General features: G+C 63.1%; 24 protein-coding genes. 14 read left to right on the top strand and 10 right to left on the bottom strand.

The annotated features are described in order from the left end of the window. Nucleotides 1–244: 244 nt before the first annotated feature. Both LPJGGPFB_RS06965 and LPJGGPFB_RS06960 read left to right on the top strand, forming a co-directional pair. Nucleotides 245–748 (top strand): GNAT family N-acetyltransferase, encoded by a 504-nt coding sequence (locus LPJGGPFB_RS06965; RefSeq protein WP_173419327.1) that lies wholly within the window; start codon nt 245–247, stop codon nt 746–748. A 67-nt stretch (nt 749–815) separates the two neighbouring features. Next, nucleotides 816–1,340 carry a DJ-1/PfpI family protein gene (locus tag LPJGGPFB_RS06960; protein WP_412728329.1) on the top strand — a complete coding sequence of 175 codons (525 nt, stop codon included), beginning with the start codon at nt 816–818 and terminating at the stop codon, nt 1,338–1,340. Between the two features lie 12 nt (nt 1,341–1,352). Here LPJGGPFB_RS06960 and LPJGGPFB_RS06955 read toward each other — a convergent pair whose 3' ends face one another. The 4 genes from LPJGGPFB_RS06955 to LPJGGPFB_RS06940 all read right to left on the bottom strand — a co-directional run bounded on the left by LPJGGPFB_RS06955 (nt 1,353) and on the right by LPJGGPFB_RS06940 (nt 4,477). Next, entirely contained in the window at nt 1,353–2,027 is a 675-nt protein-coding gene (locus LPJGGPFB_RS06955) for a nitroreductase family protein (RefSeq protein WP_173419325.1), read from the bottom strand. A gap of 74 nt (nt 2,028–2,101) precedes the next feature. Further along, nucleotides 2,102–3,016, bottom strand: coding sequence for a cytochrome c (locus LPJGGPFB_RS06950; protein WP_173419324.1), 915 nt, complete (start codon nt 3,014–3,016; stop codon nt 2,102–2,104). 166 nt (nt 3,017–3,182) lie between these two features. Beyond that, on the bottom strand, nt 3,183–3,629 hold the full coding sequence (locus LPJGGPFB_RS06945) for a c-type cytochrome (RefSeq protein ID WP_173419323.1): 447 nt from the start codon (nt 3,627–3,629) through the stop codon (nt 3,183–3,185). A gap of 212 nt (nt 3,630–3,841) precedes the next feature. Then, complete coding sequence (locus LPJGGPFB_RS06940; RefSeq protein WP_173419322.1) at nt 3,842–4,477, bottom strand: LysE family translocator; 636 nt, start codon at nt 4,475–4,477, stop codon at nt 3,842–3,844. 132 nt (nt 4,478–4,609) lie between these two features. On the opposite strand from LPJGGPFB_RS06940, the gene LPJGGPFB_RS06935 reads away from it, so the two are divergent. After that, a complete protein-coding gene (locus LPJGGPFB_RS06935; RefSeq protein ID WP_173419321.1) occupies nt 4,610–5,305 on the top strand; it encodes a helix-turn-helix transcriptional regulator in 696 nt (231 codons plus the stop codon). Here LPJGGPFB_RS06935 and LPJGGPFB_RS06930 read toward each other — a convergent pair. Continuing rightward, entirely contained in the window at nt 5,271–6,155 is an 885-nt protein-coding gene (locus LPJGGPFB_RS06930; protein WP_173419320.1) for a metallophosphoesterase, read from the bottom strand. The genes LPJGGPFB_RS06935 and LPJGGPFB_RS06930 overlap by 35 nt on opposite strands. 121 nt (nt 6,156–6,276) lie before the next feature. Continuing rightward, on the bottom strand, nt 6,277–6,879 hold the full coding sequence (locus LPJGGPFB_RS06925) for a superoxide dismutase (RefSeq protein WP_173419319.1): 603 nt from the start codon (nt 6,877–6,879) through the stop codon (nt 6,277–6,279). A 221-nt stretch (nt 6,880–7,100) separates the two neighbouring features. On the opposite strand from LPJGGPFB_RS06925, the gene LPJGGPFB_RS06920 reads away from it, so the two are divergent. After that, nucleotides 7,101–7,439 (top strand): hypothetical protein, encoded by a 339-nt coding sequence (locus LPJGGPFB_RS06920; protein ID WP_173419318.1) that lies wholly within the window; start codon nt 7,101–7,103, stop codon nt 7,437–7,439. 197 nt (nt 7,440–7,636) lie between these two features. Here LPJGGPFB_RS06920 and LPJGGPFB_RS06915 read toward each other — a convergent pair whose 3' ends face one another. After that, a complete protein-coding gene (locus LPJGGPFB_RS06915) occupies nt 7,637–8,518 on the bottom strand; it encodes a branched-chain amino acid aminotransferase (RefSeq protein ID WP_173419317.1) in 882 nt (293 codons plus the stop codon). 159 nt (nt 8,519–8,677) lie between these two features. On the opposite strand from LPJGGPFB_RS06915, the gene LPJGGPFB_RS06910 reads away from it, so the two are divergent. From LPJGGPFB_RS06910 to tam, 4 genes are all read left to right on the top strand, one after another. After that, complete coding sequence (locus LPJGGPFB_RS06910; RefSeq protein ID WP_173420970.1) at nt 8,678–9,718, top strand: zinc-dependent alcohol dehydrogenase family protein; 1,041 nt, start codon at nt 8,678–8,680, stop codon at nt 9,716–9,718. 112 nt (nt 9,719–9,830) lie between these two features. Then, nucleotides 9,831–10,391 carry a phosphatase gene (locus LPJGGPFB_RS06905; RefSeq protein ID WP_173419316.1) on the top strand — a complete coding sequence of 187 codons (561 nt, stop codon included), beginning with the start codon at nt 9,831–9,833 and terminating at the stop codon, nt 10,389–10,391. Between the two features lie 179 nt (nt 10,392–10,570). Then, nucleotides 10,571–11,233: a haloacid dehalogenase type II gene (locus LPJGGPFB_RS06900; RefSeq protein ID WP_173419315.1), complete on the top strand. Its 663-nt coding sequence runs from the start codon at nt 10,571–10,573 to the stop codon at nt 11,231–11,233. Nucleotides 11,234–11,245: 12 nt separating this feature from the next. Then, on the top strand, nt 11,246–12,019 hold the full coding sequence (gene tam / locus LPJGGPFB_RS06895) for a trans-aconitate 2-methyltransferase (RefSeq protein WP_173419314.1): 774 nt from the start codon (nt 11,246–11,248) through the stop codon (nt 12,017–12,019). Nucleotides 12,020–12,072: 53 nt separating this feature from the next. Here the strand turns inward: tam and LPJGGPFB_RS06890 are convergent, their stop codons facing one another. Further along, nucleotides 12,073–12,966 carry a LysR family transcriptional regulator gene (locus tag LPJGGPFB_RS06890; protein WP_173420969.1) on the bottom strand — a complete coding sequence of 298 codons (894 nt, stop codon included), beginning with the start codon at nt 12,964–12,966 and terminating at the stop codon, nt 12,073–12,075. Between the two features lie 140 nt (nt 12,967–13,106). Between LPJGGPFB_RS06890 and LPJGGPFB_RS06885 the strand changes: the two genes are divergently transcribed. From LPJGGPFB_RS06885 to LPJGGPFB_RS06875, 3 genes are all read left to right on the top strand, one after another. Then, entirely contained in the window at nt 13,107–14,288 is a 1,182-nt protein-coding gene (locus LPJGGPFB_RS06885; protein WP_173419313.1) for an MFS transporter, read from the top strand. 88 nt (nt 14,289–14,376) lie between these two features. Then, a complete protein-coding gene (locus tag LPJGGPFB_RS06880) occupies nt 14,377–15,213 on the top strand; it encodes an aldo/keto reductase (protein WP_173419312.1) in 837 nt (278 codons plus the stop codon). A gap of 117 nt (nt 15,214–15,330) precedes the next feature. Continuing rightward, nucleotides 15,331–16,491, top strand: a complete 1,161-nt coding sequence (locus tag LPJGGPFB_RS06875) for an MFS transporter (protein WP_173419311.1) — start codon at nt 15,331–15,333, stop codon at nt 16,489–16,491. A 9-nt stretch (nt 16,492–16,500) separates the two neighbouring features. Here the strand turns inward: LPJGGPFB_RS06875 and LPJGGPFB_RS06870 are convergent, their stop codons facing one another. After that, nucleotides 16,501–17,409, bottom strand: coding sequence for a LysR family transcriptional regulator (locus tag LPJGGPFB_RS06870; protein ID WP_173419310.1), 909 nt, complete (start codon nt 17,407–17,409; stop codon nt 16,501–16,503). Nucleotides 17,410–17,529: 120 nt separating this feature from the next. Between LPJGGPFB_RS06870 and wrbA the strand changes: the two genes are divergently transcribed. Genes wrbA through LPJGGPFB_RS06855 form a run of 3 tightly spaced genes read left to right on the top strand, consistent with a single transcriptional unit; the run spans nt 17,530 to nt 20,029 of the window. Then, a complete protein-coding gene (gene wrbA / locus LPJGGPFB_RS06865; RefSeq protein WP_173419309.1) occupies nt 17,530–18,162 on the top strand; it encodes an NAD(P)H:quinone oxidoreductase in 633 nt (210 codons plus the stop codon). Continuing rightward, on the top strand, nt 18,162–19,370 hold the full coding sequence (locus LPJGGPFB_RS06860) for an MFS transporter (RefSeq protein WP_173419308.1): 1,209 nt from the start codon (nt 18,162–18,164) through the stop codon (nt 19,368–19,370). Before wrbA ends, LPJGGPFB_RS06860 begins: the two co-directional genes overlap by 1 nt. Next, nucleotides 19,367–20,029, top strand: a complete 663-nt coding sequence (locus tag LPJGGPFB_RS06855) for an MBL fold metallo-hydrolase (protein WP_173419307.1) — start codon at nt 19,367–19,369, stop codon at nt 20,027–20,029. Before LPJGGPFB_RS06860 ends, LPJGGPFB_RS06855 begins: the two co-directional genes overlap by 4 nt. 70 nt (nt 20,030–20,099) lie before the next feature. On the opposite strand, the gene LPJGGPFB_RS06850 is transcribed toward LPJGGPFB_RS06855, so the two are convergent. Continuing rightward, nucleotides 20,100–20,492 carry a hypothetical protein gene (locus LPJGGPFB_RS06850; RefSeq protein WP_173419306.1) on the bottom strand — a complete coding sequence of 131 codons (393 nt, stop codon included), beginning with the start codon at nt 20,490–20,492 and terminating at the stop codon, nt 20,100–20,102. Between the last annotated feature and the right edge of the window lie 315 nt (nt 20,493–20,807).

The raw sequence follows: 20,807 nt of genomic DNA, 5'->3' as shown, positions 1-20,807 counted from the left end.
GCTGACTAAGGGCGACTTCGAACATCGGCCTCCTGACCTGTCCCCAACCGAGCGCAAGAATCCCCGTTGACAAACGCTCGGAAACGGACAATCTAAGCACATGATCAAGAGCGCACCCATCTGCCGCGTGTATTTTTGGCTGTTCCCATAGGAGCGGCCTGCTGATCATATTCAACAAGGCCGCCATCAGGCGGCTTTTGTTTTTCACGGCACCTGATGGCAAGAGAACCATGAGGAGCCGACAATGCTACAGACCGCCATCCCCTCTCTCCATCCGCTGCCATCGACGCGCCCGCCGATGGTGACGATCCGTTGTGCCAAGCAGCGCGACCTTCCGGAACTGCGCGAAATGATCGCCGAGCTCGCCGCCCATCATGGCGACGCCGCCCCGATCACGCCCGAGCAGCTCGAGCGCGACCTCTTCGGCCGCAGCCCCTGGATCACGGCGCTTGTCGCCGAAGCCGGCAACCGGCTGATCGGCTACGCCATCCTCGTGCCGGTCTACCGGGCAGCGGAAGGCGCGCGCGGCATGGAACTGCATCATCTCTTCGTGCGCTCCGACAATCGCGGCACCGGCATCGGCCGCCACCTCGTCGCCAAGGCCCGTGAGCAGGCGAAGATGGCCGGTTGTGATTACCTGTCGGTCAGCGCCGCCACCGGCAATTTCAAGGCGCATCACTTCTACGAATCCGAACGCTTCGTGCCTCGTCCGGTGACGGGCATGCGCTATATGCAGAAACTTGGCTGAGGACGAGACGATGCGGCTTGCAATCGTGCTGCATGAAGGCTTTGCGGACTGGGAATGCGCGCTGTTGATGGCGACGGCGCGCGCGCACCTGGGGGTCGATATCGAAGTCGCCACCCCTGATGGCGCGCCGGTGATGTCGATGGGCGGCCTCGATGTCTCCGCCCATCTGTCGATCGACGCGCTCGACCCCGCGGGCTTCGACGGCCTGGTGATCTGCGGCGGCGCGATCTGGGGTACCGCCGACGCTCCCGATCTCGGCGGGACGATCCGCTCGTTTCACCGGGAGAAGCGGTTGGTTGCGGCAATCTGCGGCGGCGTCGATGCACTGGCTTCGAGCGGAATTCTCGACGCCATTGACCACACTGGTAACAGTGCGGACAGTCTTGCCTCGCTCCGTGGCTATCACGGCCACGGCCGTTATCGCGATCAGCCGCAGGCATGCAGCAGCGACCGCGTCGTCACCGCGGCCGGCACCGCACCCGTCACCTTCGCAGTCGAAATCTTTCGCGCGCTCGGCCTAGGCTCACCCGAACTCGACGGCTATGCGGCACTGCATGGCCACGAGCATGCGGCCGTGACGACAGCCGCCTGAGCGGCCCGGCCATCAAAGCCAAGTCGAAATCTGCTCAAGCGGCTTTTTCACCTTGCCTGCGACCGGCACGGTCGCATCGGGCGCGGGATAACCGACCACCAGGATCAGGAACGGCTTCTCACTCTCCGGCCTACCGCAGATGTCGTTGAGGAAGTTCATCGGTGCCGGCGTGTGGGTCAATGTCGCGAGGCCCGCGTGGTGCAGGGCAGTGATCAGGATACCGGTGGCGATACCGACGCTTTCGTTGACGTAGTAGTTCTTCTTCATGTCGCCCGGATTGGGACCGCCGCGTTTCTGCGAGAAGATGGCAATGAGATAGGGTGCCGTCTCCAAAAACGGCTTTTCCTCATCGGTGCCGAGCGGCGCCAGCGCATCGAGCCATTCCTGCGGCGCCTTCTGCTGGTAAAAGACGCGCTCCTCCTCTTCGGCCGCTTCGCGCACCTTCTTCTTGATGTCAGCGCTTTCGATGACCGTGAAATGCCAGGGCTGGTGGTTCGCGCCGCTTGGGGCGGTGCCTGCCGCCAGCAGACAGGTCTCGATCACGCCGCGTGGCACCGGCCGTTCGCTGAAGTAGCGCGTGGTGCGACGACGGTTGACGTCCTCGTAGAACTGCACCGCCCGCGCCGCCATCTCCTCGGGGCTGCGCTCGATCCATTGGTCGTAGGGCAAGGTCTCATGGGTACGCATCGTCGATCTCCTCCTCTTTCCGGGAAGAGTTAGAGCGCGCCGGCGGCCCGGAATCAACCGGGTCTCCCTGCCCTTCAAAGGGCAGGAATGGCCTTGAGGTAGGCGGCGATCGCCTCGCGATCGGCGGCAATCAACTTCGCCATGTTCTTCTGAACTTCGACCATGGAGCCGCCAACGGAATCGAATTCCGGCGTGAAGCCGGTTTCGAGATAGGAGGCGATGTCGGAGGCGCTCCATCCACCGATGCTCTTCGAACCGGGCGTGATATTGGGGATGCGTCCCTCGCCTTCCGGGTTCGGCGCGCCAGCCAGCCACTGTGCCGGCTCCAGTCCGCCAAGCGCGTTTCGCGGCGTATGACACTCGCCGCAATGTCCTGGCCCTTCGACCAGATACTGGCCGCGCGCCAGTTTCGGATCGGCGCCATCGATGGCGACGCGCGGCGTGTCGGTCAGGAACAACAGCTTCCAGCCGCCGAGCGCCAGCCGGATGTTAAAGGGGAACGGCAGCTCGTGACCAGGCGCGACATCGCTCGCCTTGGGCAGCGTCTTCATGTAGCCCCAGAGATCATTGATGTCCTTCGGCGTCATCCGCGCATAGGAGGCATAGGGGAACGACGGATAGAGGTGCTCGCCATTTCTCCCGACGCCGCGCGTCATCGCATTGCCGAATTCGGCAAGCGTCCATGAGCCAATCCCTGCCGTTTCGTCCGGCGAGATGTTGGGCGCGTGAAAAGTGCCGAACGGGCTCTTCAGCGGCGCGCCACCGGCAAGAACGAGCTTCGCGTCGCCCTCACTGCCCGGCTTGGCATGACAGCTGACACAGCCGCCAGCCCAGAAGATCTGCTCGCCATTGGCCAGATCCGGTTCACCCAAACCTTCCCAATGATCCGCAGGCCAGGGCGCCGGCTTCGTCAACCACCAGAAAGCCGCACCGCCGACGAGGCCCAGAAACACGATGCCCGAGACAAGCTTTCTAATTCGTCGGCCCATCAAGCTGCCTTTCAACTGCACACTCTTGAATTCGTGAGCTTCGCTCACACTCCATATAACGCGGCAAGCCGCAACCGTCGTGACGTTCCGGACGTCACGACAACAGTTCAGCGCGCCGGCGAAAGCCGGCGCGTCATCATCAGTTCTCTGGGAAGACGACCTATTGTCAGTTCTTCTTCACGCGATAGATCTCGTGACAGCTGCCGCAGTCCTTGCCGAGAATGCCCATGGCAGCGCCGACGCCGGCCTGATCAGCGGGAAGCTGGGCGAGCACGGCGTCCGTGTCAGAACCAAGCTTGGCGGCCTTGGCTTTGAAATCATCCATGTTTTCCCAGATCTTCGGGCTTGCTTCCGTCTCCATGCCGGTTTCGGAGCCAGCGGGGAAATGGTCCGGGAACACCTTGACCGTTTCGGAGATGGTCGTCAGCGACGCCTTGACGATCTCGGCGTCATAGGGCTTTTCGCCCTTGGCGATGCCACCGAGCGCACCAGCAGCCTTACCAACCTTCTTCATCAGTTCCTGACGAACCGCCTGCGGTTCGTCAGCCGCAGTCACGGCTGTAACGCCAAGCCCAGCGAGGGAGGCGGCAAGCAAAAGAGCGCGTATCTTCATCGTGATCTCCCGGTCATTCGAATCCGCTTCTGCGGCCTTCGTGTTGAATGCGCCGGCATGATGGCATTTTAGCTATTCGACGGAAGTAACATTTTTTTGATGTCCTTGTCGCATCAGCATAATTCGAAACGGACGAGGCTATTGACAACCATCCCGTCCGATCCATTCTTATAACATGAATATAATAATCATGTTTATACTTTGCCCTTCAATCATCCAGCTGCCCAGCCCTGCCAGACCGTGAGTGCCGCCACCAATACGAGGATGATGCCGGCCACGCGGCCGATCAGGACGGTCGCACCCGGGCTTCCAACGAGGAAATCACGGCCGCGACCGGCGGCGAGCGCCAGGCCGCCGTAGACGGCAAGCTGGGTCACGGCGATCATCACAGCCATAACGGCGGCCTGCGACCAGACAGGCCCGAATTGAGGTTTGAGAAACTGCGGGTAGACCGCCAGCATGAAGAGATAGGCCTTGGGATTCATCAAGCTGGTGAGTGCGCCCTGACGAAAACTCGCCCAGCGCGACAGCCGTCCGGTGCCGTCGATACCGCCAATGGTGATGGAACTGCGGATAAGGGAATACCCGATCCAGGCGATGTATGCGGCGCCGCCGACCAATAGAACATTGAAGAGCTGCGGCACGAGATGAAGGATGACGCTGACCCCGAGTGCTGCATAGAGTGTGTGCAGCACGCCGCCCGCCATGATGCCTGCGGTCGCCGACAGGCCGGAGGCCCGGCCGCCCGTCAGCGAGTTCGCCAGAACGAAGATCATATCCATGCCCGGCACGATAATGATGCCGAAAAGAAGGGTGAAGAAAAGCCAGAGGTTTTCAGTGTAGCTCATGTCAGTTGTCCGAGGTCCGTTCGATCGTTTCCTGAGCGGATTGCTTATTTTTCAATCCGTTGTCGGATGTTATAACCGCCGGCAACTGACAGGGTCTTGTCAGGAGCATTTTGAAATGGCGGAGTTTTTTCGATGCGCAAGGCCTCGCGCCTGTTCGAGATCATTCAGATCCTGCGGCTCGCCCGAAAGCCGGTGACGGCGGCCGAAATGGCCGCGACGCTGGAGGTGACGCCGCGCTCGATCTACCGCGATATCGCAGCTCTTCAGGCCATGCGCGTGCCGATCGAGGGCGGGCGCGGCATCGGCTATATTCTTCGCCCCGGTTTTGACCTGCCGCCGCTGATGTTCTCGATCGAGGAAACCGAGGCGATCGTGCTGGCGCTGGCGCTGCTGGCGCGCACCGGCGACGAGGAACTGAAGGCGGCCGCCGGCCGCGTCAACCAGAAGATCACCGGAGCTGTGCCGGAACCCCTCAGGCTTGCCTTTCGCAACCAAGCGCTGCATGCCTGGGGAACGGTGGCACCGTCCCCCGCCGGCATCGATCTGGCGCTGGTGCGCCGGGCGATCCGGGATGAGCGCAAGCTTGGCGTCGACTATCGCGACGAACTTGGCCGCGCCACCGAGCGCACGATCCGGCCGATCGCGCTGATCTACTACTCGGAAACCGCCAATATCGTCGCCTGGTGCGAACTGCGCCAGGCCATCCGCAATTTCCGCGCCGATCGGGTCGAACATTGTGAAGCGACCGACGACTTTTTCCCGGGCGAAGGCGAACGCCTTCGGGATCTCTGGATCAGCGGCTGGCGGACGCAGCCAGGCGGGGCCTGACGGTGGTCAATGCCAGGGTTCGATCCGTTTCGCGGCCATAGCCGCGGATTTCCAATCGGTCCGCATGGATCTCGACGATCGCATAGGCTGTCGTATCGGGGGTTTCGACCATGCCCTTGATGTTGACGAAATGGGTGCCGTCGACGATGCCGTAGTTGCCGTCGTGGTTGTGGCCGCAGAAATAGGCGGCGACGTTTTCGAAGCGGCAGAAAAGGTCGACGATGCGTTCGCTGTCCCACATGTTGTGGGCATTGGGCGGATAGACGGGATAGTGGCCCATCACGACAACCTGTTCGCCGGCAGCTTCCGCCCCGTGCAACACCTCTTCCAGCCAACCGAACTGCTCATCGCCAAGTGCTGCATTCCAGGGCTGAGCGTTGTCGGCCCCTTGCGCTTTCAACGTGTCGATCCACCTCTCGGCGACGGTAAGACGCGGATCGCCCGGCGGTGGGGCGAAGAGGCTGACCTCATTGCCATCGAGCAGCACGAACCGGAAGCCGGCCGCCGCAAATGTCTGATAGGGGCCAGGCATACCGACCCGGGCGAAGACGTCGTCGAGCCGCTCCGGCTCGACGCGAAAATCATGATTGCCGAGCAGGAAGTGCGTGGGATGACGGAGCTTGTCGTAGAGCGGCAGGATGGCATCGAAGCTCTGCCAGTCGCGATCGATGATATCGCCGAGCGTCACCACGAAGGCGAGGTCTTCCGCATTGAAGGTCTCGATCGCTTCGGCGAGCTTCGTCAGGCTGTTGGCATAATAGCGACCGAGGACGAGGTTCGGTTCCACGGCGGCATATTGCGGGTCGGCGATGACGCCGAAGCGGAGGAGAGGCTGTGTGTCTGCGTGCATGGCGCCTCTCCCTAGCGCCGTGCGATGACACTTTGGTGACGGCGGCGCCTGCCGCGCGAACCTCGCCGAACGAAAAGACCCGGCGCAAGCGCCGGGTCCCGAAATCGAACTGTGGAGAGGCTTACTTGGAAGCCGCTTCGTACATTTCCAGCACGTAATCCCAGTTGATCAGGCTGTCGACGAACGCTTCGAGGTACTTCGGACGCGCGTTGCGATAGTCGATGTAATAGGAGTGCTCCCAGACGTCGACGCCGAGGATCGGCGAAGCGCCGTGAACAAGCGGGTTTTCGCCGTTCGGGGTCTTGGAGATTTCCAGCTTGCCGTTCTTGACCGAGAGCCAGGCCCAGCCCGAACCGAACTGGCCGGTGCCGGCAGCGATGAAATCGGCACGGAACTTGTCGTAGCCGCCGAGGTCCGACTTGATGGCCGCGTCGAGCTTGCCCGGCAGGCTGGTGCCGCCGCCGCCCTTCTTCATCCACTTCCAGAAGTGGACGTGGTTGTAGTGCTGGCCGGCATTGTTGAACAGCGGCTGGTTGGTGCCATAGGACTTCTTGACGACTTCCTCGAGCGACAGGTCGGCGAGACCGGCTTCCTCGGCAAGCTTGTTGCCGTTGGTCACGTAAGCGAGGTGATGCTTGTCGTGGTGGTACTCGAGCGTCTCGCGCGACATGTAGGGCGCCAGCGCATCGTAGTCATAGGGAAGGTTCGGCAATTCGAAAGCCATGTGGGCATCTCCTCTTGGCATGGGATTTCGTCAGGGAAATCTGTGAGCGGGAACATAGGCACCGGCCTTGACGGAGGCAACCGATGCAATGCCAAATTTTCCTCAACCCACGGAATATACTTTCAAGATCATTTTGAAAGCGGCCAAAGCCCGGGCACATTGGCGCCACGTTTGGCGGGCAGCGTGCGCGCACTGCAACCATTCGAGATTAAGGACTGAACATGCCGCATCGCCCGATCCTGACCCTTGCCCTTCTCGCCGCGACCGGATTTGTCGCGACCGGCGCCCACGCATCCTCCGGCGATGCCTGGGAGGAATTCCGGGCTGACGTTTCGGAAAAGTGCATCGCGGCTGCGCCTTCGCTCGACAAGCCGGTCGTCGTCGTCGACCCGTTCGGCTCGGAGAGTTTCGGTCTGGCGCTGGTTTCCGGCAAGCCGAAGGGTGCAGAAAATGCCGTCACCCAGATCTGCGTCTACGACAAGCAGAAGAAGACGGTGGAAATCGGTGGCGAACTGGCAGGCGACACCGTCACGGTAGTGGCACCACCAGCCGACAAATAGCTCTGAGACCTTCGTAGCCCGCAGATCGGTGGCGGCACGCGCAGAACCGGTTTCGATCGAGGGGCCGAGGCGTGCATGACGATGTTGCACAGCCTCGAAACCTCGCCCGCGACCGCGGCGCAGACAACGTGGTCCGCGCCGAGCGTTGGCGGCCGCCTATTCTTGATCGGCCTTTTTTTGCGGATGCTGACCAGTCCTCAGCCGTCCTGGCTGGAATGCGCCCAATCCATGTAGAGATCGCGTGCCTTGGCAGCAATCGGGCCCGCCTGCAGGTCGCGATCATCAAGGCGGGTCACCGGCAGGACCTTGGAATAGTTGCCGGAGGTGAAGATCTCGTCGGCGGCTTCGAAATCGGCCATCGACAGCGTCGCCTCGACGACCTCGAAACCGGCCTCGCGCAGCAGCGTCATGACGCGGAAGCGGGTGATGCCGGCAAGGAAGGTGCGGTTGGCAGCCGGCGTGAACACCACACCATCCTTGACCAGGAAGACGTTGGACGAGCCGGTCTCGGCGATGTTGCCGAGCATGTCGCGCACCAGCGCATTGTCGAAGCCGCGCGAGCGGGCCTCAGTCAGAATGCGGGCATTGTTGGGATAGAGGCAACCGGCCTTGGCATCGGTCGGCATGGATTCGAGCGTCGGCCGGCGGAATGGCGAGAGCGTCAGTGACGAACCGCCATGGCCATTGCCCATCGGCGCCTCGAAAAGGCAAAGCGCAAAACGTGTCGATTCCGGATCGATGGCGACGACGCCGGCCGCGCCATGCTCGGCCCAGTACATCGGCTTGACGTAGAGCGCCGTCTGGCCGTCGAACTTCTTGGCGCCTTCCCAAGTCAGCGCCTCGATCTCTTCCGACTTCATCGTCGGTTTCAGCCCAAGCGCCGTTGCCGAGCGGTTGACGCGCTGGCAATGCAGGTCGAGATCCGGCGCGATGCCGTCGAAGAAACGGGCGCCGTCAAACACGGTCGAACCCAGCCACATGGCGTGGGAGGTCGGGCCGATCAGCGGCGGATTGCCCGACAGCCATTCGCCGTCGACAAAGGTCCAGGTCACTGATCGAGGGGATGTATCGACGGCCATCGGCGTCTCCTTCACGTTTTGTCTTCCGTATCTTCCGCCATAGCTCGAAAAAACAGCATGGGGGTGAATGGGTACATCAAAAAATGTCATGGCGTCCATTCTGGAACGGCCGGAAGCCGCATGCCAGAATACCGGCCGACAGCCAAGGAGCCTGCCCCGATGAAAGCCATGTACTACGACGCCTTCGAGAAGACGCCCGAGATCCGCACGCTTCCCGATCCGACGCCGACCGAGAACGGCGTGGTCGTCAAGGTAGAGGCGACGGGTCTGTGCCGTTCCGATTGGCATGGCTGGATGGGGCACGACGCCGACATTCGCCTGCCGCATGTGCCGGGCCATGAGCTCGCCGGCATCGTGACCGCCACGGGGCGCGGCGTCATGCGCTACAAGGTTGGCGACCGGGTGACGGTGCCCTTCGTTTCCGGCTGCGGCCGCTGCGGCGAATGCTGCTCGGGCAACCAGCAGGTTTGTGAGGCGCAGTTCCAGCCGGGCTTCACCCACTGGGGTTCCTTTGCCGAATATGTCGCACTCGACTTTGCCGATCAGAACCTGGTGCATCTGCCGGAAAGCATGGACTTCAAGACCGCCGCCAGCCTCGGCTGCCGGTTTGCCACATCGTTTCGCGCCGTCGCCGACCAGGCGCGCGTCAAGGGCGGCGAATGGGTGGCGGTTCACGGCTGCGGCGGTGTCGGCCTGTCGGCGATCATGATTGCCGCAGCGCTCGGTGCGCACCCGATTGCGATCGACATCTCCGAAGAAAAACTCGCCTTCGCCAGGAGGCTCGGCGCGGTTGCCACGGTCAACGGCCGCGACACGGACGATGTTGCAGGTGCGGTGAAGGAAATCACCGGCGGCGGCGCCCATGTCTCGATCGACGCACTCGGCCATCCCGTCACCTGCTTCAACTCGATCAAGAACCTTAGGCGACGCGGCCGCCATGTGCAGGTCGGCCTGATGCTCGGCGACCATGCGACGCCCGAAATCCCGATGGCGCAGGTGATCGGCCACGAGCTCGAGATCTATGGCAGCCACGGCATGCAGGCTTGGCGCTACGATGCCATGCTGTCGATGATCGCCAGCGGCAAGCTGCAGCCGCAGCAACTGATCGGTCGCGAAATCTCGCTCGAAGAAGCGATCCCTGCCCTCGTCTCGATGGACCGCGCTACCGATCTCGGCATCAGCGTGATTACCCGGTTCTAGCCGGCGCATCCCAAAGCCTGTTTGCTTTTGGTCACGGATGCGATTTTGCCCTTAAGTCGAAACCGGTTTCAGGGCAAAATCATCGCAGCAAGAATCACGACGAGGTCCTGTCATGGCGCTAGCGGCAGCTGCCACCGGGGAAGAACTCTACAGCCCTGTCCTCAAAACCAACCCGGCCCATCCGAACGGGTGGCCGATCCGGATGATCATCAGTTCGCAGACGGAGGCCCGGCACAATCGGGCGCTCTGGGCGCCCACACACCTGATCTCGATGCGGGCGCCGGCGAGCCGGCTTTTGTCGATGATCGACCTGCCGCCGGAAAGGCATCTCGAGCTTTATTTCGGCGACGCCACCGATCCCGATGCGCCCGATGCCGCGCGGCCGGACGCGATCGACGCGGCCTTCAACTTTGTCGACGGCTTGCCTGAGGATGCGCATCTGCTGGTTCACTGTCTGCGCGGCATCGGTCGCGCGACGGCGCTCAGCCTCGGCATTCTCGCCCGCTACCTGGCCCCCGAAGAGGCAGCTGCGGCGTTGCATGCGCTCCGGCCGGAGGCGAAGCCGAACCGGCATGTGGTCGGTCTTTGCGACACGGCGCTCGGGCTGAAGGGCAAGCTTGCGAAACAGGCCCTGCGGTTCCCCGCGAAAGTCTGGAAACCCGGCAAAGGCTGATGCTGACGGCGCAATGTCGTTGTGCAATGCACAAATCTTTGACATGATCGCGCAAAAGAACTGACTTCGCAGCGTGCCTCCACCGGTACAATGCGGTAAGCCCTTGTTTTCGGATGCGCATTGGCGGGATCAGAAATCCCATTCGCCGCGTAGCCGAAGATGACGGACGGGAGGAAAGCATGTCCCACGCGGCCTATGTGTTCGATGCCTATGGCACGCTTTTCGACGTGCATGCGGCGGTTCGGCGCCATGCCGCCGAGATCGGCCCGGACGGACAGGCCTTTTCCGAACTCTGGCGCGCCAAGCAGCTCGAATATTCCTGGGTGCGTTCGCTGATGGGCGCCTACCAGGACTTCTGGCAGCTGACCGAGCAATCGCTCGACTACGCCTTTTCCCGGTTTCCCTCCGCCGACCGCAAACTGAGGAAGCCGCTGCTCGACGCCTACTGGACGCTCGATTGCTATCCTGAAGTTCCCGCCGTTCTGAAGGGATTGAAGGAGCGCGGAGCGCGGCTTGCAATCCTCTCAAACGGTTCTCCCGATATGCTGGCCGCGGCCGTGCGGAATGCCGCGCTCGAAATCGTCATCGATGACGTGTTCTCGGTCGACACGGTCAAGACCTACAAGGCGGCACCAGCGGTCTACGATCTCGTCACCACCCGCTACCGGCTTTATCCGCATGCGGTTTCCTTCCAGTCGTCTAACCGGTGGGACATTGCAGGTGCGACGAAATTCGGCTTCCGCACGGTCTGGATCAACCGGGCGGATGTGCCCGACGAATACCTTGACCAGGGGCCGGCCCTGATCCTGCCTTCGCTTGAAAGCCTGCAATTTGGTATTTGAGGATCTGTCTCCATGGCTTGGTCGGCGTCGCAGTATCTGAAGTTCGAAGACGAGCGCACACGGCCGGCGCGTGACCTGCTGGCCCAGGTTCCGGACCTGCCGCCGGGGCCGGCCTTCGACCTCGGCTGCGGCCCCGGCAACTCGACCGAGCTCATTCATCAGCGGTATCCGTGCGCCTCTCTTTCCGGGCTCGACAGCGACGAGAACATGCTGCTCGCTGCTGCCAAGCGGCTGCCGGGCCTGACCTTCGAGAAGGCGGATCTCGCCACCTGGGTGCCACCGAAAGGCGCCTCGCTGTTCTTCGCCAATGCCGTGTTCCAGTGGTTGCCGGGTCACCTCGACATACTTGAAAGGCTGACCGCTTCGCTTGCGCCAGGCGGCACGCTCGCGGTGCAGATGCCCGACAATATCGACCAACCGACCCATGTGTTGATGGAAGAGACAGCCCACAGCACTGAATTCAGTGACGCCTTCGCAGGCCGGACGATCCGCCGCAATCCGCTGCCGGCACCATCGGTCTATGTCGAGCGCCTGTCCAAACATGCCCCCCATATCGAGGTTTGGCACACGATCTACTATCACCGGCTGGCGAACGCCGAGGCGATCGTCGAATGGGTGAAAGGCACGGGCTTGCGCCCCTATCTCGACGCGTTGCCAATGGCGCGGCGCGACGCCTTTACAACCGCCTATACCGACCGGATCCGTGACGCCTACCCGGCCTTGAACGACGGCCGGGTGCTGCTGCGCTTTCCGCGATTTTTCATTGTCGCAGTCAAAGGCGACTAGCCCCGGTTTACCGGAGCTGGCCAGAAGCCCCGCAGAGCGTGGCAGCTCAGGCTTCAGATCCGGTCTGCCAGGAAGTCGATGAAAGCGCGGATGCGGGCGGCGAGATGTTCGTGGCCGGCATAGACGGCGTAGACCGTCTCGATCTCGTCGGGTCGATAATCCTCCAATAACGCGACCAGGCGGCCCGCCGCCAGATCCGGTTCGGCGTGAAAACGGCCAATGCGGCCGATGCCGACGCCGGCGAGGCAGAGTTGCTGAACGATGGCGCCGCTCGATACCTGCAGGTTTCCAAAGACGGACAGGAGTTCGACCGAGCTCTGCCCCGGGGAACGAAAGGCCCATTCGTCGACGCTGCGGCGGAAGTTGAAGCGAATGCAATTGTGATTTTCCAGATCGGCCGGCGTCTGCGGGACACCGTGTCTGGCAAGGTAGGCCGGAGAGGCGATCACCACCGGCCGGCTTTCCATCAGCTTGCGGGCTTTCAGCGAGGAATCCCGCAAGGGGCCGGTCCGGATCGCCACGTCGGCCCGTTCGCCGACCACGTCGATCAGGCTGTCCGTCAGGGTCAGATCGAGGCGCACCTCCGGATAGCGCTCGAGAAACGCAGGTGCGAGCGGCAGGATGTAGCGCTCGCCGAACCCGACCGACGCGTTGACCCGCAAAAGCCCTCGGGGAGACAGCCTGCCACCGGCCGCCACCAGTTGCTCGGTCTCGGCGATCTCGGTCAGGATGCGCTGGGCGCGTTGCAGGTAGACTTCCCCCTCCGGCGTCAGTTGCAGGGTGCGGGTCGAGCGCACCAGCAGGCGCGTGCCCAGCCGGTCCTCGATCCGGGTGACCAGCTTGCTGACGGCGGACGGCGATAGCCTCAGCCGCCGGCCAGCGGCGGAGAAGCTGCGCGTTTCGCAGACAGCGACAAAGACCTCCATTTCACCGGCGCGGTTGTCCATCATTCACCTTTGAATTCAATTCACAGACGTTTATCCGATTATACGGATTATCGCGCAAGCTCTCCACCCTCATATTCCCCCTCGAACACATCAACGCCAAAACGCCCGGTCCTCCCAGCCGGACGGGAAAAGGTCTTGCCATGCCCATTGCGCTCTTTGCATTGACGATCGCGGCCTATGCGATCGGAACCACCGAATTCGTCATCGTCGGCCTGTTGCCGACGGTTGCCGACGATCTCCACATTACCCTGCCGCTTGCTGGCCTCATCGTCAGCGTCTACGCGCTCGGCGTCACTTTCGGCGCTCCCGTCCTGACGGCGCTGACCGGTCGGATCGAGCGCAAGCCGCTGCTCGTCGGCCTGATGGCGCTGTTCATCGTCGGCAATGCCGCCGCTGCGATGTCGCCTAGCTACGAGCCATTGCTGATTGCCCGCGTCATCTCGGCCTTCGCCCACGGTGTCTTCTTCTCCGTCGGTTCGACCATTGCCGCCGACCTCGTGCCCGAGGATCGCCGCGCCTCGGCCATAGCCATGATGTTCATGGGCCTGACAGTCGCCATCGTCACCGGCGTGCCGCTCGGCACATGGATCGGCCAGACTTTTGGCTGGCGCGCCACCTTCTGGGCGGTGACCGGACTTGGTGTCATCGCGCTTGCGGCCATCGCGACGCTGCTGCCGAATACGCTGACCAAGGCGCCGCCGGCACGGCTTATCGATCAGGTGCGCGTCCTCGGCTCCGGCCGGCTGCTGATCGTCTTTGCCATGACCGCGCTCGGTTACGGCGGCACCTTCGTCGCCTTCACCTTCCTCGCACCGATCCTGCAGGAAATCACCGGCTTTTCCGCGGGCGCCGTCAGCCTTATCCTGGTGCTCTACGGCGTCGCGATCGCCATCGGCAACATCGCCGGCGGCAAGATCGCCAATCGCGATCCGGTGAAGGCTCTGGTCGGGCTGTTCCTGGCGCAGGCAATCGTCCTGGTGCTTTTCACCTTCACGGCAACGTCGCAGGTCCTGACGCTGGTGACGCTGGCGAGCCTCGGCTTCCTGTCGTTCGCGACCGTGCCCGGTCTGCAGCTCTATGTGGTGCAGCTTGCCCAGCAGCACCGCCCCGGTGCGGTCGACGTTGCCTCGGCGCTCAACATTGCCGCCTTCAACCTTGGCATCGCCATCGGCGCCTGGCTCGGCGGCGTCATCGTCGCCTCGTCGCTCGGTCTCGGCATGACGCCGATGGTCGGTTCTGTCCTCGTCGTCGGCGCGCTGCTCCTGACGGTTCTGAGCGGTACGCTCGACCGCAAGGCAGAAACCGTCGCTCAGCCGGCTTGACCACGCGGCCATCTGGCCCACCTATATGCTCGCCTCTTTCTCGCCCGGCCGCTGGCCGGGCGTTCTTTAGAAAACAAGGAGTTCCCCCATGCATTCGGTCAATTCCAACGGCGCCAACATTCCCGCGCTCGGGTTCGGCACCTTTCGCATGCCCGGTGCCGACGTGCTGCGCGTGCTGCCGGAAGCGCTGAAGCTCGGCTTCCACCACGTCGATACCGCCCAGATCTACGGCAACGAGGCCGAGGTCGGCGAAGCCATCCACAAATCGGGCGTCCCGCGGGCCGACATCTTTCTCACCACGAAGGTCTGGGTCGACAAATATGCCCATCGTGACTTCCTCGCTTCCGTCGACGAGAGCCTGACCAAGCTGAAGACCGACCACGTCGACCTGCTTCTCCTGCATTGGCCGGGTGGCAGCGACGTGCCGATGGCGGAACGCATCGGCGCGCTGAACGAAGTGAAGAAGGCCGGCAAGGTCCGCCATATCGGCATCAGCAACTTTAACACCGCCCAGATGGAAGAGGTCGTGAAGCTCAGCGACGCACCGATCGCTACGAACCAGGTCGAGTACCATCCCTATCTCGACCAGACGAAGGTGCTCGACACAGCCCGCAAGTACGGCATGTCGATCACCGCCTACTACGCCATGGCCAACGGCAAAATCCCCAACGATCCGCTCTTGAAGGAGATCGGCGCACGCCATGGCAAGACCGCAGCGCAGGTTACCTTGCGCTGGCTGGTGCAACAGAAGGACGTGATCACGCTCTCGAAGACGGCGACGATCGAGCGGCTGAAGGAGAATTTCGACATCTTCGACTTCGCGCTCGGCGATGGCGAAATGGCGGCGATCCACGGTCTCGCCCGTCCGGACGGTCGCATCGTCAGTCCCGACGGCCTGTCGCCGGCCTGGGACAAGGCCGCCTGACAATTGTTTGCCGATCCGCCGCCGGTCGAGTTCCCAACCGGCGGCGGATGATCTATGCAGATCCCCTTGGGGATATCTATGCAGATCTCCCGGGGACGCGCTGTCTGGGAGGGGCCGATGACGTCGAAGACCGTTGAGGTGGGCGACATCGCTCCGGACTGGCCGGCGATCATCGCCGTCGTGTTGGGCGTCACCGCCTTTTCTGTCGCTCAAGGGCTCACCTATCCGCTGATCTCGCTGTCGCTCGAAGGCCGCGGCGTCTCTGCCGCCACGATCGGGCTCAATGCCATGGGGTTTGCCGCCGGCCTTGCCGCCGCGACCCTGCTGCTCGGGCGACTGACGAAACTCGCTTCTGCTGACAAGCTGATCATCGCCAGCCTCTGCGGCTGTTCGCTCTGCCTGGCGACGCTTGCATCCACGAGCGCGCTGCCGGTCTGGTTCATTGCCCGCTTCGCGCTCGGCTTCTTCGTCAGCATGGTGTTCATGCTGGGCGAAGCCTGGCTGAATACCGCCTGTCCGGATCGACTGCGCGGCCGGGTCTCCGGGCTCTATGGCGCCGGCATGTGCGGCGGCTTTGCCGCCGGGCCGCTGGCGATCCCGCTTCTCGGCACCAGCGGCGGCCTCGGCTTCGCGCTTCTGGCGATCTACATCGCGCTCGTCGCTTTCCTCACCGGCCTTCTGACAATGGGTGCGCGCACGCGGCCGGAGCCTTCATCGACACGCGATCTCTTCGCCTTCTTCAAGCATGCGCCGATCCTGATCCTGATGGTGCTGATGTTCGGTTTCGCCGATATCGCGGCGATCTCGGCGATGCCGGTCTATTTCGTCAAGACTGGCCACAGCCAGGCCTTTGCCGCTTTGAGCGTGACCGTGCTTGCCGTACCGACTGCACTGGCGCAGCCCTTCGTTGGTGTCTTGCTCGACAAGCTACCCCGTCGACGCGTCGCGATCTCGGCTGCGGCGGTGGCGGCAACCGGTTACCTCGCCATTCCATGGGTCACGTCGCCGCCGCTGTTGCTGGCGCTGTTCGCGCTGATTGGCGCGGCCAGCTTTGCGCTCTATACCGCAGCGCTCACCATGCTCGGCGAGCAATATCGCGGCAGCATGCTGGTGGCGGGAAGTGCCGCCTTTTCGCTCGCCTATGCAGCCGGCAGTGCGGCCGGCTCCGGCGCCACCGGCTTTCTCATGGCACTGATCAACCCGACAGCCGGCCCGCTCGGCGTCGGCCTGGTGCTGGTCGTCTTCACGCTGATTTTCGCCATCGCCGGCCGAAGATAAGGGCTGCCGTCAGCTTCTGCAAAGCAGCGCGAGCGCCTCGCCAAAGACGCGGGCCGCCGGCCCAAGCGGCTCGTCGATCCGGTGCACGAGATAGGCCTCGGCGGTGACCTGGCTATTGCGACCGAGCGAGGCCGTCGGCAAGCGGACGAGCCGACCTTCGGCGAGATCCCGCTCCACCTGCCAGAGCGGCAACCGCCCCCATCCGAGCCCTGCCAGGATCAGCGCATGCTTGGTGTCCTGGCTGCTGACCCGGCAGGTCTGCGGCGAAAGCACGCCGAAGGCGCGTCCCTCGGAGCGTTGCGAGGGGTCCGACTGGACGATCTGCAGATGGTTGGCAAGCTCCGGGCTGCCGAGCACGCCATCGTCGGCGCCGAGACCGAGGGGATGATGGGCTGCAACGACTGCGATCAGTTGCACATCCGTCAGCGCCTGCCGGCCGATCGCCGGATCGCGAAAATCCTCGCCGACCATGATGCCCAGCGTGAAGCGCCGCTCGATCAGGCCATCGAGCGGGCCACCGAGGGGCGCAACCGCCAGCCTGATGGCAACGGATGGATAGGCCACCCGCATTTCCTTCAGCGCCGCACCGATGGTTGCGATGGGGAACAGCGTATCGACGATCAGCGACAGTTCCAGTTCAACGCCCTCGCCGAGGCCGCGCGCACGCGCCCGCATGGCGTCTACACGCAGCAGGATATCGCGCGCATTGACGAGCAAAGCCTGGCCCTCGGGCGTTAAGACCGGCCGATGGCCGGAACGGTCGAACAGGGAAGCGCCGAGCCCTGCCTCGAGGTTGGCAATGGCATGGCTGACGGCGGACTGGACGCGCGAAAGCCTGATCGCACCGGAACGAAAGCTGCCGCTTTCGGCAACCACCACGAAGGTCCGCATCTGGTCGAGGGTCAGGACATCCAACATGATCGATATCATAGATCAGTTTGATGAAAATTATATCACTTTTTCAGATCGAGTGAAACCTTCATCCTCCCCGACATCAGCGGCGGCAAATGCGCCGCAAGCGGAACAAGGGAAAGCGAAATGGCAAAGATCCTCGTGCTTTACTACTCCTCCTACGGCCACATAGAGACGATGGCCGCTGCCGTGGCCGATGGCGCCCGTGCCACCGGCGCGACCGTCTCGTTGAAGCGGGTTCCGGAGATCGTGCCCGAGGCTGTCGCGATCAAATCCGGCTACAAGCGCGACCAGGAAGCACCGGTCGCAAGCGTCGCCGAACTCGCTGACTACGACGCTATCATCTTGGGCACGCCGACCCGCTTCGGCAACATGGCGGCCCAGATGAAGAACTTCCTCGATCAGGCGGGCGGCATCTGGGCGAGAGATGGTCTGGTCGGAAAAATCGGCAGCGTCTTCACCTCGACCGGCAGCCAGCATGGCGGCCAAGAATCGACGATCCTGGCAACCCATACGGTGCTGCTGCATTTGGGCATGGTGATCGCCGGCCTGCCCTACAGCTTCAAGGGACAGATGCGCATGGACGAGATCAGCGGCGGCTCACCCTATGGTGCCTCGACGCTTGCCGACGACGGCAATGGCGGCGACCGACAGCCGAGCGCCAATGAACTCGATGGCGCGCGCTTCCAAGGCCGCCACGTCGCCGAACTGGCATCGGCACTGGTCGCCGGCAGGGCCCGCGTGGCGGAGCTCGCCTGATGTCGGCGGTTGTCGCTCTCAGCCCGGAGAGAACCGAGTGGATCGCCGTCACCGCCGTCGTTGCGGCCGGCATGGTCGCAGCGATGCAGGTTGGCAAGGGGCTGATCGCCGGCCCCCTCTTGCAGGCAGATCTCGGCCTTGACCTGACTGCACTCGGCTGGATCACGTCGATCTTCGCGATCGTCGGCGTCGCCGGCGGCATGCCGGCCGGCGCCATGGTCGCGGCCATCGGCGACCGGCGCATGATGGTCATTGGCATGGGAATTCTCCTCATCGGCATCCTGATCGGCGCCGTGAGCCCGAACTTCTCGCTGCTCATCCTGTCGCGCCTGTTCGAGGGCTTTGGCTTCCTGCTCGTGGTCGTCGCCGGTCCGGCAATCCTCATGCGCATTGTCGCGCCGTCTCGGCGCGACCTCGTCTTTGCCCTGTGGAGCTGCTTCATGCCCGCCGGCATGGCGGTCGCCATGCTCTCAGGCCCGCTGTTTGCAAACTGGCAGGCGATCTGGTGGGGCAACGGCCTCGCCGCGCTCCTCAGCCTGTTGACCGTGATCGCAGCGGTGCTGCCCTCCCGCGGCGGGCCACGCGCATCGGCCAGCGGCATCCGCTCGGACATGCTCACAACGTTGACAAGCCGCGGACCTGTCTTGCTCTTTGCGCTCTTCAGCCTTTACAGCCTGATGTCGTTCACACTGTCCAGCTTCCTGCCGATCCTGCTCGTCGCGCGCATGAACGTTTCGTTTGCAACGGCGGGTGTGCTCAGCGCCCTCATCACGCTTGCCAACGTCATCGGCAATCTTGCAGCAGGGACCATGCTGGCTCGGGGCGTCAGCCGCGGCCGTCTGGTCATCGTAGCCGCCACGCTGATGGGGGCCGCCGGCCTGTGGATCTTTCTGTCGCAATCGGGCGATACGCTGACCTTTGCGCTGTGCGTGCTGTTTTCGGCCATAGGCGGGCTGATCCCCGCGACGTTGATCTCAACGGTCCCGATAGTCTCGCCACGGCCCGAGTTGGCACCGATGGCGATGGGGCTGCTGATGCAGGGGAGCAATCTCGGGCAACTCGTCGGCCCGGTTGCCGTCGGAACCGCAATCGAAACTTTTGGCTGGACGTCGGGTGCCGGATTCATCGGAGCAGGTGCTCTCTGCTGCATCCTGCTTGCAACCATGCTCAATCGCACCCTTCGTACCAAGCCGCGGGAGACGGCATGATGGAGCATCTGTTCGACACCCTCTATGGCGTCGGTGCCGAGCAACTGAGCTTCGCACCGGATTTCACCGGTCGCGCCTTCGTCCTTCGTCGCCCCGATGGCAACCTCATCGTCTACGCCTCGCGGCGGCTTGCAGACGAGGCGGACGGACTGCTGTCGACGGGGGCGTTCGCCCGGCAATACATCAACCACCATCACCAGGCGATGCCTTCCTGCGATTGGGCCTGCGAGCACCTCGCCGCACCGCTGTTCGGTCCGGAGCTGGAACGACGGCAGATCCTGACACATTGCCGTATGGGGGGTGGCTTTGCCGGCCGCGAGACGCACTTCCCGGATTTCGAGGTGATCCCCACGCCAGGGCATACCGCCGGTTCGGCCTGCTTTCTCTGGAACGATGGCCAGCGTCGTTATCTGTTCACCGGCGATACGATCTTCCTGAAAGAGGGACGATGGATCGGCGCTGTTTTGAACAGCAGCGACAGGGCCGCCTATCTCGCCTCGCTGGCGCTGATCAAGTCACTCTCCTTCGACGTCCTGGTACCCAGCCTGGCAAAGGCAGCCGTTCCACCAGACCGATGCCCGGGAAACGGAACGCCAGATCGATGCGATGATACGCCGGCTGGAACGCGGCGCGGACGGTTGAGCGTTGATCGAGAATAGGACACGGAGGCAACAAAAAACCCACCGGCGCGAGCACCGGCGGGTTTTCCTTAGACGTACCCGAAACGGATCAGACGAACTGGCTGAGGCCCGGGACCGAGGCGACGACTTCGTCGACGACGTCGGCGCCAGCCTTTTCCTTGGCGAATGCGATGGTTTCCTTGGCAAGCGAGGTGATCTCGCCCATGCCGAGGCCCTGGCTCATCAGCTGCTGGCCGAGCGCCATCACGCCGCCGCCACCGATCGCAGACATCAGGCCGCCGAGCAGGCCGCCGCCGCCCTTGCCTTCGCCGTTGTACTGGGCGATCAGGTCGGTCGCACCCGGGATCGATGCGATCATCTGGGCAACCGGGCCGTCGGCCGCTTCGCGCTGCAGGAAGCCGAGAATCATGCCGACAGCCTTTTCAGCCGTCGCAGGCTCGAGACCGACATTCTCCGCTACGCGCGTGACCAGTTCATTCATGGATAACTCCCTCGTTGAATTTTGACGTTGACGTCAAGGTAAATGATCGCTTCCGAAATAACAAGCGATGATGGATGGAATGCCGGGTAAACCACCAGCTTTCAAACAGCGGTTTACACTTCGCGCTGGCGTGCATTTCCACAGGTCTCCACGATCGTTTCACGCTCGCGACCGCTTGGCAATGCGACCGATCCGCCCCTGCCCCATGCGCAACTTTCGCGTCTGTGCGCCGCAATCGACTTGTTGCCGGGTAGAGCGGCACCGCCTATAACAGGAGCGAGCCACATTTCGATGACGGGCCTCGGTGGAAAGCCG

Source organism: Ensifer adhaerens (genome assembly GCF_013283195.1).
Classification (GTDB): Bacteria; Pseudomonadota; Alphaproteobacteria; order Rhizobiales; family Rhizobiaceae; genus Ensifer; species Ensifer adhaerens_G.
This window is presented reverse-complemented; position numbering and strand designations above follow the sequence as displayed.

Bases quoted from the DNA above. Each gene is read 5' to 3' on its own strand.
- LPJGGPFB_RS06965 (WP_173419327.1), top strand. From the start codon at position 245: ATGCTACAGACCGCCATCCCCTCTCTCCATCCGCTGCCATCGACGCGC.
- LPJGGPFB_RS06960 (WP_412728329.1), top strand. From the start codon at position 816: ATGGCGACGGCGCGCGCGCACCTGGGGGTCGATATCGAAGTCGCCACC.
- LPJGGPFB_RS06955 (WP_173419325.1), bottom strand. From the start codon at position 2,027: ATGCGTACCCATGAGACCTTGCCCTACGACCAATGGATCGAGCGCAGC.
- LPJGGPFB_RS06950 (WP_173419324.1), bottom strand. From the start codon at position 3,016: ATGGGCCGACGAATTAGAAAGCTTGTCTCGGGCATCGTGTTTCTGGGC.
- LPJGGPFB_RS06945 (WP_173419323.1), bottom strand. From the start codon at position 3,629: ATGAAGATACGCGCTCTTTTGCTTGCCGCCTCCCTCGCTGGGCTTGGC.
- LPJGGPFB_RS06940 (WP_173419322.1), bottom strand. From the start codon at position 4,477: ATGAGCTACACTGAAAACCTCTGGCTTTTCTTCACCCTTCTTTTCGGC.
- LPJGGPFB_RS06935 (WP_173419321.1), top strand. From the start codon at position 4,610: ATGCGCAAGGCCTCGCGCCTGTTCGAGATCATTCAGATCCTGCGGCTC.
- LPJGGPFB_RS06930 (WP_173419320.1), bottom strand. From the start codon at position 6,155: ATGCACGCAGACACACAGCCTCTCCTCCGCTTCGGCGTCATCGCCGAC.
- LPJGGPFB_RS06925 (WP_173419319.1), bottom strand. From the start codon at position 6,879: ATGGCTTTCGAATTGCCGAACCTTCCCTATGACTACGATGCGCTGGCG.
- LPJGGPFB_RS06920 (WP_173419318.1), top strand. From the start codon at position 7,101: ATGCCGCATCGCCCGATCCTGACCCTTGCCCTTCTCGCCGCGACCGGA.
- LPJGGPFB_RS06915 (WP_173419317.1), bottom strand. From the start codon at position 8,518: ATGGCCGTCGATACATCCCCTCGATCAGTGACCTGGACCTTTGTCGAC.
- LPJGGPFB_RS06910 (WP_173420970.1), top strand. From the start codon at position 8,678: ATGAAAGCCATGTACTACGACGCCTTCGAGAAGACGCCCGAGATCCGC.
- LPJGGPFB_RS06905 (WP_173419316.1), top strand. From the start codon at position 9,831: ATGGCGCTAGCGGCAGCTGCCACCGGGGAAGAACTCTACAGCCCTGTC.
- LPJGGPFB_RS06900 (WP_173419315.1), top strand. From the start codon at position 10,571: ATGTCCCACGCGGCCTATGTGTTCGATGCCTATGGCACGCTTTTCGAC.
- tam (WP_173419314.1), top strand. From the start codon at position 11,246: ATGGCTTGGTCGGCGTCGCAGTATCTGAAGTTCGAAGACGAGCGCACA.
- LPJGGPFB_RS06890 (WP_173420969.1), bottom strand. From the start codon at position 12,966: ATGGACAACCGCGCCGGTGAAATGGAGGTCTTTGTCGCTGTCTGCGAA.
- LPJGGPFB_RS06885 (WP_173419313.1), top strand. From the start codon at position 13,107: ATGCCCATTGCGCTCTTTGCATTGACGATCGCGGCCTATGCGATCGGA.
- LPJGGPFB_RS06880 (WP_173419312.1), top strand. From the start codon at position 14,377: ATGCATTCGGTCAATTCCAACGGCGCCAACATTCCCGCGCTCGGGTTC.
- LPJGGPFB_RS06875 (WP_173419311.1), top strand. From the start codon at position 15,331: ATGACGTCGAAGACCGTTGAGGTGGGCGACATCGCTCCGGACTGGCCG.
- LPJGGPFB_RS06870 (WP_173419310.1), bottom strand. From the start codon at position 17,409: ATGTTGGATGTCCTGACCCTCGACCAGATGCGGACCTTCGTGGTGGTT.
- wrbA (WP_173419309.1), top strand. From the start codon at position 17,530: ATGGCAAAGATCCTCGTGCTTTACTACTCCTCCTACGGCCACATAGAG.
- LPJGGPFB_RS06860 (WP_173419308.1), top strand. From the start codon at position 18,162: ATGTCGGCGGTTGTCGCTCTCAGCCCGGAGAGAACCGAGTGGATCGCC.
- LPJGGPFB_RS06855 (WP_173419307.1), top strand. From the start codon at position 19,367: ATGATGGAGCATCTGTTCGACACCCTCTATGGCGTCGGTGCCGAGCAA.
- LPJGGPFB_RS06850 (WP_173419306.1), bottom strand. From the start codon at position 20,492: ATGAATGAACTGGTCACGCGCGTAGCGGAGAATGTCGGTCTCGAGCCT.